The 16258-nt window shown below is 38.9% G+C and carries 18 protein-coding genes; 11 read left to right on the forward strand and 7 right to left on the reverse strand.

The genetic code is table 11. The features are described from left to right. Nucleotides 1-42: 42 nt before the first annotated feature. Complete coding sequence (locus BFL47_RS10770; protein ID WP_069659802.1) at nucleotides 43-2628, forward strand: DUF4961 domain-containing protein; 2586 nt, start codon at nucleotides 43-45, stop codon at nucleotides 2626-2628. 110 nt (nucleotides 2629-2738) lie between these two features. Here the strand turns inward: BFL47_RS10770 and ychF are convergent, their stop codons facing one another. Together ychF and speB are read right to left on the reverse strand one after the other, a co-directional pair. Further along, nucleotides 2739-3839 carry a redox-regulated ATPase YchF gene (gene ychF / locus BFL47_RS10775; RefSeq protein WP_069659803.1) on the reverse strand — a complete coding sequence of 367 codons (1101 nt, stop codon included), beginning with the start codon at nucleotides 3837-3839 and terminating at the stop codon, nucleotides 2739-2741. A 47-nt stretch (nucleotides 3840-3886) separates the two neighbouring features. Further along, nucleotides 3887-4768, reverse strand: a complete 882-nt coding sequence (gene speB / locus BFL47_RS10780; RefSeq protein ID WP_069659804.1) for an agmatinase — start codon at nucleotides 4766-4768, stop codon at nucleotides 3887-3889. Nucleotides 4769-4929: 161 nt separating this feature from the next. On the opposite strand from speB, the gene BFL47_RS10785 reads away from it, so the two are divergent. Further along, nucleotides 4930-5232 (forward strand): hypothetical protein, encoded by a 303-nt coding sequence (locus BFL47_RS10785; protein WP_069659805.1) that lies wholly within the window; start codon nucleotides 4930-4932, stop codon nucleotides 5230-5232. Nucleotides 5233-5313: 81 nt separating this feature from the next. Here the strand turns inward: BFL47_RS10785 and BFL47_RS10790 are convergent, their stop codons facing one another. Together BFL47_RS10790 and BFL47_RS10795 are read right to left on the reverse strand one after the other, a co-directional pair. After that, nucleotides 5314-5637, reverse strand: a complete 324-nt coding sequence (locus BFL47_RS10790) for a DUF3276 family protein (protein WP_069659806.1) — start codon at nucleotides 5635-5637, stop codon at nucleotides 5314-5316. Nucleotides 5638-5716: 79 nt separating this feature from the next. Then, nucleotides 5717-7510, reverse strand: a complete 1794-nt coding sequence (locus BFL47_RS10795; RefSeq protein ID WP_069659807.1) for an ABC transporter ATP-binding protein — start codon at nucleotides 7508-7510, stop codon at nucleotides 5717-5719. Between the two features lie 374 nt (nucleotides 7511-7884). On the opposite strand from BFL47_RS10795, the gene BFL47_RS10800 reads away from it, so the two are divergent. The 9 genes from BFL47_RS10800 (at nucleotide 7885) to BFL47_RS10835 (ending at nucleotide 14070) form a co-directional block, all read left to right on the forward strand. Continuing rightward, a complete protein-coding gene (locus BFL47_RS10800) occupies nucleotides 7885-8973 on the forward strand; it encodes a Glu/Leu/Phe/Val family dehydrogenase (protein ID WP_069659808.1) in 1089 nt (362 codons plus the stop codon). Between the two features lie 82 nt (nucleotides 8974-9055). Beyond that, entirely contained in the window at nucleotides 9056-10003 is a 948-nt protein-coding gene (gene nusB / locus BFL47_RS10805; protein ID WP_069659809.1) for a transcription antitermination factor NusB, read from the forward strand. Nucleotides 10004-10011: 8 nt separating this feature from the next. Next, entirely contained in the window at nucleotides 10012-10446 is a 435-nt protein-coding gene (locus tag BFL47_RS10810) for a DUF1573 domain-containing protein (protein WP_069659810.1), read from the forward strand. A gap of 8 nt (nucleotides 10447-10454) precedes the next feature. Beyond that, entirely contained in the window at nucleotides 10455-10772 is a 318-nt protein-coding gene (gene yajC, locus BFL47_RS10815) for a preprotein translocase subunit YajC (protein ID WP_069659811.1), read from the forward strand. Between the two features lie 199 nt (nucleotides 10773-10971). Next, nucleotides 10972-11916: a hypothetical protein gene (locus BFL47_RS10820; protein ID WP_069659859.1), complete on the forward strand. Its 945-nt coding sequence runs from the start codon at nucleotides 10972-10974 to the stop codon at nucleotides 11914-11916. Further along, nucleotides 11913-12512, forward strand: coding sequence for a dephospho-CoA kinase (gene coaE, locus BFL47_RS10825; protein WP_317042932.1), 600 nt, complete (start codon nucleotides 11913-11915; stop codon nucleotides 12510-12512). The genes BFL47_RS10820 and coaE overlap by 4 nt, the downstream gene beginning before the upstream one ends. Beyond that, nucleotides 12509-13450, forward strand: a complete 942-nt coding sequence (locus BFL47_RS10830) for an MBL fold metallo-hydrolase RNA specificity domain-containing protein (RefSeq protein ID WP_069659813.1) — start codon at nucleotides 12509-12511, stop codon at nucleotides 13448-13450. Before coaE ends, BFL47_RS10830 begins: the two co-directional genes overlap by 4 nt. Beyond that, a complete protein-coding gene (locus BFL47_RS19795; RefSeq protein WP_170827306.1) occupies nucleotides 13450-13608 on the forward strand; it encodes a DUF5522 domain-containing protein in 159 nt (52 codons plus the stop codon). Before BFL47_RS10830 ends, BFL47_RS19795 begins: the two co-directional genes overlap by 1 nt. Before the next feature lie 12 nt (nucleotides 13609-13620). Then, on the forward strand, nucleotides 13621-14070 hold the full coding sequence (locus BFL47_RS10835; RefSeq protein ID WP_069659814.1) for a MarR family winged helix-turn-helix transcriptional regulator: 450 nt from the start codon (nucleotides 13621-13623) through the stop codon (nucleotides 14068-14070). A 44-nt stretch (nucleotides 14071-14114) separates the two neighbouring features. Here the strand turns inward: BFL47_RS10835 and BFL47_RS10840 are convergent, their stop codons facing one another. From BFL47_RS10840 to BFL47_RS10850, 3 genes are read right to left on the reverse strand one after another with little or no spacing between them, the layout of a single operon-like run. Beyond that, entirely contained in the window at nucleotides 14115-14828 is a 714-nt protein-coding gene (locus BFL47_RS10840; protein ID WP_069659815.1) for a ZIP family metal transporter, read from the reverse strand. Continuing rightward, on the reverse strand, nucleotides 14810-15391 hold the full coding sequence (locus tag BFL47_RS10845; RefSeq protein WP_069659816.1) for a phosphatase PAP2 family protein: 582 nt from the start codon (nucleotides 15389-15391) through the stop codon (nucleotides 14810-14812). Before BFL47_RS10845 ends, BFL47_RS10840 begins: the two co-directional genes overlap by 19 nt. After that, on the reverse strand, nucleotides 15384-16121 hold the full coding sequence (locus tag BFL47_RS10850) for a class I SAM-dependent methyltransferase (RefSeq protein WP_069659817.1): 738 nt from the start codon (nucleotides 16119-16121) through the stop codon (nucleotides 15384-15386). The genes BFL47_RS10845 and BFL47_RS10850 overlap by 8 nt, the downstream gene beginning before the upstream one ends. Between the last annotated feature and the right edge of the window lie 137 nt (nucleotides 16122-16258).

The raw sequence follows: 16258 nt of genomic DNA on the forward strand, positions 1-16258 counted from the left end.
TCGTCATTAAACCTAATCCATTATGTTTTTAAAAAACCTCCTATGAAAAGTATATATTTATTATTATTGCTACCCTTAATTATTAGTACAGGTTGCCGTAAGAAAGACATGAATGATACAGAAATTCCGGTTGTTGAAGCCTCTGCAGGATTGATAACTTGGTCGCCTTCATTCCCTACAGGGGATGATCCGTTGACTATAACCTTCGATGCTTCCAGAGGAAATCAAGGACTTAAAAGTATATCCGGTAATGTTTATATGCACGCGGGGGTGATTACAGATAAGAGTACAGGCGCGGGCGACTGGAAGTATACCAAAAGCAGTTCGTTTAATGTACCCGATCCTGCGTCTGTTTTAACTCCTATGGGGAATGGGATTTATGAAATAACTATTAGCCCAAGAGCCTTCTTCAACGTTCCTGCAGGAGAAAAGATTCAAAAGATCGCCATGGTTTTTCGCAATGCGGATGGAACCCTGGTGGCCAGGAATAGAGATAACAGTGATATCTATTTGCCCATTACAGAGTCCGGAAAATTAGACGTTCGGTTTATTGATCCTGAATTTGAGCCTTTATATTCACCTGCGCCAGCCATACAAGTTCAGGTTGTCGGTCAGGAATTAAACATCTCTGCTATAGCTTCGAAGGCTGCTGACTTAACCCTTTATTTAAATGGGGTCAGTATAGGGACTGCTAGTAATGTCAGTTCAATTACAACAAAAGTAAAATTAACGACAGTTGGTTCACAACTTGTTAGAGTAGTTGCTACTAGTGCCGGAGTAACGGCAGAAACTTCATTTACTTTTACATTAAACGGCACCGTTCAGGAAGCGAGCTTACCTGCAAATGCTAAAGATGGGGTAACCTATATTAATAATGGCAGGTCCGCTATCTTCAATTTATATGCTCCGGGAAAACAATTTGTGTATGTAATTGGAGAATTAGACGACTGGAAAGCTACCCCTGCTAATTTCATGAAACGTACACCTGATGGAACTCGTTGGTGGGTACAACTGGATAATCTGGATCCTGATAAAGAATATGCCTATCAGTATTGGGTGAATGGAACATTAAAAATTGCGGATCCTTATAGTGAGAAAGTACTTGATCCTTCTAATGATTCTTTCATTCCATCCGCAATTTATCCTTCTCTGAAAGCATATCCTACAGGAAAGACAAGTGGTATTGTAAGTATTATGCAGGCCAATCAACCTATATATAACTGGAAAAATGCCAGTTTTGTAAGGCCTGACCCTAAGAGCCTGGTCATCTATGAGTTACACCTGCGTGATTTTTTAGGCAATCATAACTACTCCACATTGAAAGATACGCTGAACTATCTCAGCCGGCTTGGAGTTAATGCCATAGAACTGATGCCAATTGAAGAGTTTGAAGGGAACTCCAGCTGGGGATATAATCCTTCCTTCTATTTCGCTCCTGATAAATATTATGGAACAAAAATGGCCCTTCAACAGATGATTGATGAGTGCCATATCCGAGGGATCGCTGTAATTATGGATATGGTGTTGAACCATTCCTTTGGACAGTCTCCTATGGTGCAGCTCTATTTTGATCAGGCAACTAGTAAACCTACTGCTGACAATCCCTGGTTTAATACTGATCCTATGCATCCTTACAATGTAGGGTATGATTTTAATCATGAAAGTCAGGCTACCAAGTACTTCGTCAAGAATGTTGTCAAGTTTTGGATGCAGCAATATAAAATAGATGGTTTCCGCTTCGATCTGTCCAAGGGTTTCACTCAAAAGAATTCGGGTACAACAGATGCTGCGGTAAGTACCTGGGGTGCTTATGATGCCAGTCGCATTCAGATCTGGAAGGAATATAATTCTTATATGAAGTCCATTGACCCTAATTTCTATGTGATACTCGAGCATTTCGCTGCTGATGCAGAAGAAAAAGAACTGAGTGATAATGGAATGATGTTATGGAATAATCTCAACGGTGCCTTCAATGAGGCCAGTATGGGATATATAGGTAATTCAGACTTTTCAAGAGCCTTTTATGATAAACATGGTTTCACCCAAACAGACAAACTGGTCACATATATGGAGAGCCATGACGAAGAGAGGTTGATGTACAAGAACCTTCAATATGGTAATTCCGCAGGAACATACAATATAAAAACGTTTGAAACTGCTCTTAAACGCCAGGCATTAGTTGCTGCTTTCTTCTTTGCGGTTCCCGGACCTAAAATGATCTGGCAATTCGGAGAACTGGGATACGACATTTCAATTGACCAAAATGGCCGTACAGGAGAGAAGCCTGTACTTTGGGACTACTCGGCTAATGCCAATCGGAAGGCACTATATAACGTATATTCAAAACTGATTAACCTTAGGAAGAATAATGCGGTGTTTGCTACGACTGATTTTCAATACAATTTGACGGGCTCAATAAAGTATATTGTATTGAAAAGTTCGACCGTAAATGTAGTGGTAACGGGTAATTTCGATGTGACGGCTAAGTCCATGGATGTTCCTTTCCCTTCCAGCGGAGCATGGTACGACTACTTTACAGGTGCTACTGTTAACGTTTCAGGAACAGTATATCCGACAACACTTGCACCTGGCGAATATCATATTTATAGCAGTAGTCCACTGAAATAAGTTTAGATGTGATAAGAAAAATTCAGTATTGAAGATATGTATAACAGAAAAAGACTGTCCCTATTAGAGACAGTCTTTTTCTGTTATTAAGAATTAATACCTTTTGATTATTAAACATTAAAACGGAAGTGCATGATATCACCATCCGAAACTACATATTGTTTGCCTTCCACACTTAACTTACCAGCCTCTTTACATGCCGCTTCAGAACCATATTTAATAAAGTCATCATACTTAATCACCTCTGCACGGATAAAACCTTTTTCAAAGTCACTATGGATCACTCCGGCAGCCTGTGGAGCAGTAAACCCCATTGTAATGGTCCATGCCCGTACTTCCTGTACACCAGCAGTGAAATAGGTGCCCAGTTTTAAAAGTTTATAAGCAGCCTGAATAAGCTGACTTACTCCTGATTCTTTCAAACCAAGGTCATTCAAAAATTCCTGTCTTTCTTCGTAACTCTCCAGTTCAGCAATCTCTGATTCTATTTTAGCCGAGATGATCAAAACTTCAGCATCTTCTTCTTTCACAGACTCACGTACCAGGTCTACATAATGGTTGCCCGCAGTAACCGAATTTTCATCCACATTACATACATAAACAACCGGTTTAGCGGTAAGCAAAAACAGATCATCAATATACTCCTTATCTTCATCAGAAAGTAGGGCAGTACGAACAGATTTGCCCGATTCAAGATGCGCTTTGACGATATTGCAAACCTCATAGGCTTTTTTAGCGTCCTTGTCTCCACCCGTCTTTGCCATCTTTTCCACTTTCTGGATCTTTTTGCCAACAGCCTCAAGATCCTTCAACTGAAGTTCTGTATCTATAATTTCTTTATCACGAATAGGATCTACCGAACCATCTACATGGATTACATTGCCATCGTCGAAACAACGAAGTACATGAATAATAGCATCGGTTGCCCTGATGTTCCCCAGGAATTGATTTCCTAAACCTTCTCCCTTGCTTGCGCCCTTAACCAAACCTGCGATGTCTACAATTTCTATTGTATTGGGCACGATCCGATTAGGTATTACCAGCTCGGCAAGTTTAGTTAAGCGCTCGTCAGGAACAGTTATAACACCCACATTCGGTTCTATCGTACAGAATGGGAAGTTTGCTGCCTGTGCTTTTGCATTTGATAAACAGTTAAATAGAGTTGATTTTCCGACGTTGGGTAAACCAACAATTCCACATTGTAAAGCCATTTATATAGTAAGTTGAATTTTTATATGTATGCTAATTTTGATAATAACTAAGAGATAAATCGGTAGCCCAGTAATTTATAGGCCAGTTTAGCCAGCGTATATTCTGATAAGATGCTTCCTTTGATGGGCACACATTCTACAATGTCGAAGCCAACCACATTTCTTTCTTTACATACCAGGTGAAGTAACTGAAGCGTTTCAGTCCAAAATAAACCGTTAGGTTCTGCTGTTCCCACTCCTGGCATGATTGAAGGATCAAATCCATCCGCATCTATTGTGATGTATACATCATTGCTTAAGGGTGCTATGATTTCCTCCATCCATAACGGATTTCTTCTGATCTGATGGGCATAAAAAGTATTGATGTTATCCGATTTTTTTATCAGCTCAGCTTCTTCGCGTGACAGTGCACGAATACCTGCCTGGCAAATTGTAAGTCCCATATCATGAATCCGTGCCATCACACAGGCATGCGAAAGCTTGTTCCCCTGGTAACTTTGCCTTAAATCGGAGTGCGCATCGATCTGCAGGATACTTAAGTTCTTATATTTTTTGGCAAAAGCTTTTACTATTCCATACGTAGCAGTATGTTCGGCTCCAAAGGAAACAACAAATTTGCCATCCTTTAATAACTCAGCCGTCGACTCTTCGATAAGGGAAATTGCTTCCGCATTAATCAGCGATCCAAACACTAAAGGAGCAAGTGTATTGATACCAATCCGTTCGGCAATTTCGGTGTCAATTTCCTCATCATAACACTCGACAAACTCCGAAGCCTTTACTATGGCTGCTGGTCCGGCTTCAGATCCTGTAACATAGGATGAAGTGTGCTCATAGGGGATTTGTTGAATGACTACTTTGCTACTTTCATAGGTATGCAAAGAGAGATCCTGTAGTCCCAAGAAGTGATGATCAGTTGTCGCCTTCATTATGGAAAATAAAGGGCAAAGATATAAAATATGTATTAGAGTAAATAGGGTACTAAAGGTTCATTAAAGAAGGGAGAGTTTTAAAGTTTTGCTCTTTATCTGTATTTCTCTGTCATTGCTTAATTTTTATTTAAATTAGCTTTATAATTTAAATTTCTCCTATGGATACCATGCTTATACAATTGACCAACCAAAAAGCTGCAGGACTTTTGCATGAATTGGAAGAACTGCATTTGATTAAAGTGTTGGAAAAGAATAATGCTCCATTTAAGACAAAACTCTCAGATAAGTATAAAGGCATCATCAGTAAGGAGCAAGGGCAAAACCTGAATGAACACCTCAAGAAAATGCGTAGCGAATCAAAGAGTATTGATAATATTAAAGCAGGATTAGAAGAAATGCAACTTTTTACAAAAGGACAACTACAAACCACATCTGCTAAAGACTTTTTGAATGAGTTATGAGATCTATTAAAAAAATAAAACCATGCAGTTCTTGCATGGTTGAAATAGTATAAATGAGAAACAGGTACTTAAACTCTGTCTTTAAAATGTGAAATCATCTTCTGTTTTAGCCACTTCAACGGGGTGTTCAGTGAATTCATACTTCTTTTCTATAACATCCTGGTGATCTTTAATATAATCGACCGTCCCCTTAAATCCTTCAGCAAACTTCTCAAAATCCTCTTTGTATAAAAAGATCTTGTGTTTAACAAAAACACCGTCCTCTAAACGTTTCTTGCTTTCCGTGATCGTAATGTAATAGTCGTTCGAACGAGTCGACTTTACATCGAAAAAATAGGTGCGCTTTCCAGCTCTTACTTTCTTTGAAAAAACCTCTTCTCTCTCTTTGTTATCAAAATCTCCCATGTTATAGTTAAAGTTTGGTTGGGGTAAATATAATATTTTAATTATCAAAGTTCAAAATACATTTAACACGAAAATTTGTTTATTTTTCCTCTGTAATTTCTTCTTCCAGGAGCTGTCTGTCGTATAAAAGTTTGTACACCCCATCCCGTTTTAACAGTTCATAATGATTTCCCTGTTCCACGATCTTGCCATTGTCAAAAACAAGAGTAATATCTGCGTTTTTAATGGTTGAAACGCGATGGGCAATCAATATACTGGTACGCCCGTGCAGATTAGCACCCAGATGTCTTAAAATCTCTTCTTCTGTTTTGGTATCTATGGCGGACAGGCAATCATCCATAATGAGCAGTTTGGGCGATTTAATTAGCGCCCTGGCTATGGAAACCCGCTGTTTTTGTCCCCCCGATAGCGTAACACCCCGTTCGCCAACCATGGTTTCAAACCCATGTTCAAACTTAATGATGTTGTTAAATACGGCTGCATCTTTGGCTGCCTGATATACCTTCGCCATATCTGTTATGCGCTCTCCAAAGGCAATGTTGTTGGCAATCGTGTCCGAAAACAGGAATACATCCTGAGGTACGAAGCCAATATTATTCCGATATCTGCTTAAATCTACCTCCTTTAACGGGATTCCATCAATAAGAATCGTTCCACTTGTGGGGTCGTACATACGCATAATCAAATTAGCAATACTCGTTTTCCCTGAGCCTGTCCGTCCAATGATGGCCATAAACTGACCTGGTTTTACCGTAAACGATACATTATCAAGCGCTACAATTCCTGTATCCGGATAAATAAAAGTGACATTTCTAAATTCAATTTCTCCCGTCATCGTATATTCCGGCAAACTAACAGAAGTAATATCCGATTCAGTTTTCAGAAATTCATTGATTCTTTTTTGTGATGCTGCGGCACGTTGAATGAGTGAGGTGACCCAACCCAGGGACATCACAGGGAACATCAGCATGTTTACATAGACCACAAACTCAGCAATATTTCCCGCCGAAATGGAACCATTAATCACTTCTGCGCCCCCTATATAAATGGTAACAATGGTACTAATGCCAATCAATAACATCAGAACCGGGTAAAATACGGCCTGAACCTGTACCAGATTTAGCGATGCCTCTTTATAATCTTCACTCTCATCAGCAAACTTCTCCCGAATATGATCCTCACGTCCATAGGCTTTAATTACCCGGATTCCGGAGAAATTTTCCTGAACAAAGCCCGAAAGTTTAGATAACTGTTTCTGAATCTGTTCACTTTTAACGTTGATGCTCGAGTGGATGTAATAAATGATTACCGCCATGATGGGTAAGGGCAGGAGACTGAAAAAGGCAAGTTTGAGGTTGACGTTGACCATAGAAATAATGATCAGTGCAAATAGAACCACAGTATTTAAACTATACATAATGGCGGGCCCTACATACATTCGAACACGGCTCACGTCTTCGGTTACCCTATTCATCAGGTCTCCGGTGTCATTCTTTCTATAAAAGCTCATAGAGAGCTTTTGGTAATAGTTGTAAATTTCGTTCTTAAGGTCGTATTCAATATGGCGCGACATCAGGATAATGGTTTGTCTCATAAAAAAAAGAAGGATCCCCCTGATTAGTGCTAGTACAAGTACCAGTGCTCCAAAAAACAATAAACTGGTTCCGAAGATCTGATAAACAAGCTCTTGTCTTTCAAAGCCATTGAAAAGACGGAAGACGTCAATGTTTTCGCTCACCAGGTCGAAGGCGATGCGAATGACACGGGCTGGCAGTACCCCAAAAATATTGGACGTGATCACAAAGATGATCCCGGGGAGCATTCGCCAGCGATATTTGAAGAAGAATTTATTTAGATATGCAAGATGTTTCATTCAGCGATATGCAAAAGTAATGAATAAAGCGTTATCCATGATTGTAAATTTGTCATATCCGGGTAGGAGAGGAGATCGTAATGAGTAGGTCATTGCTATATACCTGAGTCGCTGCTCGCAGGCTGCTTGCTCCTTTGGTCACCGCTAAAAACACTGTTTTAGCGAAGCTGCAAGCGTGAGCGAACGAACAAGCAGCGAAGATGCATTAAAACCATATTCTTCTTGTCTCCTTAATGTGTTCAAGTAAGTATCAATATGTCCGGAATTATCTGTTAGCTTGAACTAACGGATTAATTCCCTTTATATTATCGCTATTAAAGATAAATAATTAAGAAAAAGTATTACTTTTGAGCTCTCATTCCGTCACGAAAAATATGTCTTTAAAGTCGTTTGAAGAAAGTTCTGTATTTAATCAGCTTAGTAAATGTTCCCATCAGAATGTGGTTTTCTGCAGTGATGAGGACACCGGATTACAAGCTATTATTGCCATACATGATACTACATTAGGTCCTGCACTTGGTGGAACCCGTATGTGGACCTATGCAACCGAAGCAGATGCGTTGAAAGATGTATTGCGTCTTTCGCGTACTATGACCTATAAGGCTGCAATCACAGGATTGAATCTTGGTGGTGGAAATGCCGTGATCATTGGCGATAGTTCTACCGGTAAAACTGAAGCGCTGATGCGTCGTTTTGGACGGTTTATCAAAAATCTGAATGGTTCATTTATTACTGCTGAAGATTTGGGTACGAATCCGAAAGATATGGAGTACATCCGCATGGAAACTCAATATGTAACGGGCGTTCCTGAAACACTTGGAGGCAGCGGAGATCCGTCTCCAATTGCTGCAAAAGGTGTTTTGATGGGGATTAAGGCCTGTATAAAAGAACATTTTGGTAACGATAGTTTAATTGGCCGTACGGTTGCTGTGCAGGGAGCGGGACAGGTAGGAGAGAACCTGATCCATTTGCTTCGTGAAGAGCATACAAAGGTATATGTGAGTGATATAAATGAAGAACGGGCGATGCTGGTTGCTGCTAAATATGGCGCTCATGCCATCCCCAACAACAGTATCCTTGATCTGGAGTTTGATGTTTACGCTCCATGTGCTATGGGTGCAACGATTAATTCGGAAACTATTCCCCGAATGAAGTGTGCAATTATAGCTGGATCGGCAAATAATCAGCTGGCGGATGAAGATGTACATGGACAGATGCTTCTTGAAAAAGGAATTCTGTATGCACCGGATTACCTGATTAATGCAGGTGGAATGATTAATTGTTATTCGGAGCTGGCCGGGTTTAGTCGTAAGCGTACCATGCAGCTGGCAGAGAATATTTATTCGGCTACCAGAGGAGTATTACAAAAATCAATACGTGATCAAATTCCAGCGAATCGTGCTGCAGATATCATTGCGGAAAAAAGAATTTCTGACATAAGAAAAATCAAGGGATCATTCTAAATATTTAAAGCTTTCTGCCTTTTGCAGTAGGCTTAAATGATCAAAAATAATAGTACAAATTTATATAAATCGTTCTTATAACATGTTAAATAGAAGGCAGCTTAGAGTGAAGGTATTGCAGGTTTTATATGCATACCAGGCATCTGAAGACAAAGTAGTTAAAACTTTTGAAAAGAAATTATTAGAAAGTGTAGACGAAGTTTACGAAATGTACATCTCGCTGCTGGGTTTACTTGTTAATGTAGCAGATTATGTTTTGGTCGATGCGGATGAGCGCGCCAATAAACACCGTCCGGATGAAACCGACCTTCATGCAAATACTAAGTTAAACACCAATAGATTTATTCAGTTATTACGTGATCATCCTGCCTACCAGGCTGGAGCACAAAAGTATGCATTGGAGTATAGCTTTGATCGCGAAGTGATTAAGGATATTTTCAATATCTTAAAATCGTCGGAAGCTTACGAGGCCTATCTGTTGAGTGAAGATACTTCGTTACGTTCGGAAAAGGAAATTATCAAATATATTTTTAAAAAGATTATTCGTAAGACTCCGGGCATCGAACAAGTTTTTGAAGAGAAATTTATCAACTGGTCTGTAGATAAGGATGTGCTTGAAGCGATGATGGCTAAAACATTCAGCAATTTCCAGAGCGAGGTGGCTAAAGAGAATAAATTGTCGCTGATTAGTGCATCATGGAGTGAGGACCGGGATTATATTCTTGATCTGACCAGAAGGGTGATTACATTTGATCAGGAGTTTCAAAAATACATCGCTGATAAAACAGAAAAATGGGATGCGGAGCGAATTGCTGTGATCGACATCCTACTAATGAAAATGGCTATTTCCGAGTTGGTACATTTTCCGGAGATCCCTGTAAAGGTGACCATGAATGAATATATAGAAATTGCAAAAGAGTTTAGTACACCTAAGAGTAATTTGTTTATTAATGGTATTTTAGACAAAATTATGTTGGACCTTAGAGCTGCCGGAAAAATCCGTAAAACTGGTAGGGGATTAATAGAATAAAACTAGATATGAAAAAGTTTCTTATTATCGCGATCGCTGCTATTGCCGTTAGTGTGAGTTCATGTAACAGCAATAAATCTAAAGTAACCAGTGCAGATTCAATCGTTTCTGACTCGGTGAGTAAGGCTACTATGGTCTTCGAAAGTAGTGTCTACAACTTCGGTAAAATTACTGAAGGGGACAAGGTTGCTTATGATTTTAAATTTAAAAATACAGGGACTGACCCTTTAATCATTTCAAATGCTACGGCTAGTTGTGGTTGTACAGTGCCTGATTATCCACACGAGCCCATTGCACCGGGTGCAAGTGCTGCGATTAAAGTAGTATTTGATAGTACCGGCAAAAGTGGAATGCAAAACAAACAGGTAATGATTACCTCCAATGCCGTAAACGCTTCAACCGAACTATTTCTTAAAGGGGAAGTTCAATCTTTAAATAAATAACCATAAAAATGACTACATCAATTTTATTACAATTACCAGGTACTTCTCAACTGATGAGTTTCCTGCCGATGGTGTTAATTATCGTCGTATTTTACTTTTTCATGATTCGCCCTCAAATGAAGAAGGCGAAGGATCAGAAGAAATTTATTGAAGAACTTAAAAAAGGTGATAAGGTGATTACTTCTGCAGGTATTCATGGAAAAATTGTTGAAATGAATGATACTTCTTTCCTTATCGAAGTGGAAAGTGGTACTAAAATTCGCTTTGATAAATCAGCAATTTCTCTTGATGCTTCTAAGGCAATGAACACCAACGTTAAAGCTTAGAAAAAGAAATAGGGAGATTGCTATTTTTGAATAGTGTAGCTCTTTTTTAATGCATTACTTCCTCAAAATTAATCTGTAATGGATTTTAATTTTGGGGATTATTTGTTTAATTGATTTTTATCAAAAAGGCATTCCTCTAATCGTATTAGATACAGATGCTTTGTTTGGTAGGGGTAATTTTATTATATATTTACGAATTATGCCCCTGACAAGTTTAAATCGGATTGAAAGACGAAGGCTGACAGTTTTTTTAAGCTGTTTAATAGTCGCGTTTGCAACCTGGATGCTAATCGCCTTGTCTGGTAATTATAAATACAGGGTAGATTCCCGGATTAACTATATTGATCCTCCTGAAAACCGTGCCTATCATCCTTTGCAGGAAGATAGCGTTTCACTGCAGATTGAAGGATCAGGATGGCAGTTATTGTTTTCGAGGTTGCGACTTCAACCCCCGGTTATTAATGTTAGTTTGAGCGCCCTGAGTTCGCGTAGTTATATTGTGTTTTCAAATCAGATGAATGATCTGAATAAGCAGTTTGAATCTAATCAGCGTGTTATTGCAGTTAATCCGGATACCCTTTTCTTTGATTTTTCTAAGCGATCGGTCAAGAAGGTCCCCATTAAATTGATTAAGGACATCTCATTTGTGCCTACCTATGGAATTTCAGGACCTATCAAACTGATTCCGGATCATGTAATCGTGAATGGAGCAGCGGTTGATTTGAAAAAGTTCAAATTTTGGCCTACATCCGTCTTTAAAAGAGTTGATGTTAAAGATACTATTTTGGCCAAAGTAGGCTTTATAAAATCGAACGTTGATAATATGGATATTTTCCCCTTGTCCGTTAAAGTCGAAATTCCTATAGAACGATTTACTGAAAAGATAGTTAAAGTTCCTATTAAAGTGTTAAATGCGGAGGGTTATGATGTGCATGTGTTGCCTGAAAAGGTATCGATCACTGTATTAACCGCTTTAAGCCGCTATGCAAGTGTAAATCAGGACTCCTTCGAGGTATCTATAAATTTAAAGGATTCCAGAGAACAGGGATATTCTCAACTTCCGTTAAAGCTTACACATATTCCGGGATATTCAAAACTGGTTAAGGTTGATCCGCAGGTAGTTGATTTCTTCATAAAAAAATGATGTTAAAAATTGGAATTACAGGCGGGATAGGTACCGGTAAAACAACGGTATGCCGGATATTCGAGCTACTGGGGGTTCCGGTGTATTATGCTGATGCACGTGCTAAGTTAGTGATGCATACGGATAAAGAGCTTATTGCATCTGTTAAAGCAGTATTTGGTGATGAGGTTTATTCCTCTGGGGTACTCAACCGTTCCATGCTTGGTGCTCTGGTTTTTAACGATGCCAACTTACTTAACAAACTCAACGCATTGGTTCATCCTGCGGTGTTTCGTGATTTTAAACAATGGTCGGAGGATCAGAATTGTAAATATGTATTGAAGGAGGCTGCTATACTTTTCGAAAGTGGCTCCGATCAGGATTGTGATTATACCCTGTTGGTAAAGTCGCCTTTGTCGCTTCGGATTTCCCGGATCATGCAGCGGGATACCATGAGCAGGGATGATATTATGAAAAGAATGGATAAACAGATGAGTGAGGAAGAGAAGGAAAAGCGGGCGGACTTCTGCGTTCTGAATGATGAGCTGAACCTAATTATTCCTCAGGTATTGGAGCTGCATAAGCGATTTGTTACTTTATCGGAAGGTAAGATATGATTTTGCCTGACTTTATTCGTGTGGGTGATCATGGTCTATATTGTGCCGTTGGAGCGTTTTATCTGGATCCTAAATTACCGGTAAAGGTTGCACTGATTTCTCATGCGCATGGAGATCATGCCTGTCCGGGTAATGATACGATCTATTGTACGCCTGCTACGGAGTCTATTATGAAGCTACGGTTAAGGAAAAATGCTGGTAGGGAATTTCATTTATTTGATTTTCATCAGCCTTTTTATATCAATCAGGTAAAGATTACTTTTATTTCTGCGGGTCATATTCTGGGTTCTGCACAGATCCTGATGGAGTATGAGGGAATGCGATACCTGTATACGGGAGATATTAAAATGCAGGCTGATCCAACGTGTGAGCCGCTTGAAAGTGTGCAGGCTGATGTGTTAATTACGGAAACTACTTTTGCAAATCCTGAGGTGATTCATCCAGATCCGATAGAAGAAATTAAGAAATTAAATGCTTCAAACCATAATGTATTGCTCGGTTCTTATGCTTTAGGGAAAAGTCAGCGGTTAATTCATCTTATTTCAGCATATTGTCCTCAACGAAGTGTACTTTTGCATCATTCAATGCTCGGTATTACAAAGATTTACGAGGATTATGGATTTAATCCAGGAGATTATCAGCCTTATAACAGAAAATTGATGAAGTTTCCCGATAAGGGATTTGTTTATATCGTTCCTCCACTTACCTTTAATTGCTATTTTAGGGCTAAAGGAGTTTTAAGGGCGTTTGCCTCTGGATGGAAAAAATTACAGGCCAGCAATGACCTGGAATTATATATATCGGATCACGCAGATTGGAATGATATTTTGAAATATATACAGGAAGTTAATCCTGCAGAAATATGGACTCTTCATGGGGACGGCGAGCATCTTAGAAAGCATTTTTCAGGTGTTTTACCGGTTAAAATTTTAATGTAATGCTGATAGAAAAGCAGGATTATTATTTTAATAAAGAAGGGAAAATGGTCTTAACTCAGTTGTATCATCTAAAAAGAGGATACTGCTGCAAAAACAAATGCATACACTGCCCATGGAATTACGGACAATCAGATGAAATAAAAGTGATTAACCGTTAATTTTTTTAAAAAATGGAACTAGAGAAGGAGATTCATCAGGTAAGGTTTAAAAATGACTATCATAAACTGGTAGTGAATATGATTTATTCCTACAGTTGGATTACAGGGCTTGTAAAAGAGCGTTTGAGCACAGAACAGGTTACCTTGCAGCAATATAATGTATTGCGGATTTTGAGGGGACAGTACCCTAAGCCAGCAACAATCAACCTGGTTAAGGAACGGATGCTGGATAAAATGTCGGATGCGTCCAGAATTGTGGAGCGCTTAGTTCAAAAGGAGTTGGTTACCCGTACGGTTAATTCAGTTGATCGCAGGGCAGTAGATATTGTTATTACGCAACTTGGACTTGATGTTTTAGCCTATCTGGATCCTATTGTTACTCCTGAAGATATTCTGAAAAAGAACATCACAGAAGAAGAAGCGCATCAGCTTAATGTGCTGCTGGATAAACTTAGGGGTTGATCAATGCAGCAGAAAGCCCGCTTATAGAAAGCTAGGTCGGTCGGTTAGTGTAACAAAAAGCCTATTAATGCAATACTGGTTCCTGCAAGTACGGCAACCAATTTGCGTTTATTGAAATGATGATCCACGCTTGATTCAAATAGTATGGTTGTAGAGATATGTAGAAAAATACCGATTACTACAGCCATTATTCTATTGAAATAAGCATCGATATTTCCCATTGATCCATTGCTGATTCCGGCGCTTAATAAATAGCCACCAGGAGTCATGAGGGAAAATAAAACGATCATGCCAATGATCATATTTTTGTTCACCCGGTTTTGTAGTAATACACTGGCAAGGGCAAAAGAGGCGGGGATATGATGTAAGGCTATTCCAAATAACAATTCATTTTGATGTCCTTGTGTGAGCGGCATGCCTTCCAAGAGAGCATGAAGACAGAGACTGATCATGATGGCAAAAGGGAATACGTATTGATTATGCTCCGGACGGTGTACATGCCCGTGTTCTATACCATCTGAAAATTGTTCCAAAACGATCTGGAAGAGAAACCCGCCTAAGATGAACAGGCCGATATAATGGTCTGCTACCTTGTATACATCGGGAATAAGGTGTAAAACGGTAATCGAAAACAGATAGGCTCCACTAAAGGAAAGCAGAAGCTTTATTCGTTTGGGATTCTCTTTTTGGAAAAGGAATACACTTATTCCTCCGAAGAAGCAGCTAGAAAATAATATAATTAGTTTCCAGTATTCCATATTTGTTTAGTGTAAAGTGTTAGAAATGTTGAACCTGTGATATAGCCAACGACTGAACCTAGTAAGGCACCGGTGGTGACATCAATAGGGAAATGGACGCCTACATAGACTTGTGCAAAGGCGACACAAAATGCCCATCCTAATGCCAATGGCAAAATAGGTTTCCAACGATGATAAAATACAACGATCAGAAAGACAGCTATAGCGAAGTGATTGGTGGCATGTGAGGAAGGGAAACTGAATCCACTGCCGCAACTGATTAGAGAGCGTACTTCTTCTTTAAAGTCGGGTGCATTGCATGGCCTTAACCGTTCAAATAAGGGTTTTACCATTGAGGCGCTAACAAAATCGCTTATAGCAAATGTGATCAGTAAAAAGATGATACAGATCCAGCCATATTTATTATAATTTCTGACCAGGAAAACGATTAGGAATAAATACAGAGGTGCCCAGAAGTATCTGTTCCTGAACAAAGGCATAACCCAATCAAAGAAAGGATTTGCCAATCTCTGATTGATTTCCAGAAACAACTGGTGGTCTAATTGTAATAATTGATCAAACATCTGCTTTACGGCAAATAAATATTAGTCTATTTGATGTGCTCTCGTTGTACGCGTTCAATGCGTAATCTCCAAAAGTATTAATTATTTCAAATCCGCTTAGCTTGAATAATCTTTCAAAGTCTGCGCAAGAGAAAGCGACAACTTCTTCGGTATAGTGGTACGCACGGCCCTTATCTTCAAAGTCAATGGTCTTAATAATTTTGCTATTCTCCACCCTTTTAGTTATATGGAAATCTATACCATCAATAGTTTTGGTTTCCCTATCCGTTAGATCACTCAGTATTCTCGTACTGTTAAAATAATCCAATACTAATAAACCATTAGGCTTTAGAGATTTACGGAAGGATACCAGTGCATTAATATGATCTTTTTCTGTTTCAAAATAGCCAAAACTAGTGAATAGGTTGAGTGCCAGATTGAAGTAGTTAATATACAGTAAGTGCCGCATGTCATGCTCATAAAAATGAAGTTTTTCATTCTCGTAAGCTTTGGCAAATTCTATGTTCGCTTGAGATAAGTCAATCCCTGTTACGTCAAATCCTTTTTTATTTAAATAAATGGAATGCCTGCCTCTACCGCAAGCAATATCCAAAATTGAGGCAATTGCATCAGGGTGTAGTTTTGAACAAAGATTATCGATAAATAATTCTGCCTCCGAATCGTTGTGCTGACTATATAGAATGTGATAATAAGGGGAGTTAAACCAGCTTTGATACCATTTATCAGGCATATTTTATATTATTTACAAAGGTGCAAACTTACGTAAATTTTATTGCTCTCTAAGGAAGGGTTAGGAATAGGTATTAAAGATGATTTGAGTGAATTAAGCCATTTATTATTAATTTTGGGTTTTACACATTTTAAATA

This window comes from Arcticibacter eurypsychrophilus, assembly GCF_001730525.1.
GTDB lineage: Bacteria > Bacteroidota > Bacteroidia > Sphingobacteriales > Sphingobacteriaceae > Arcticibacter > Arcticibacter eurypsychrophilus.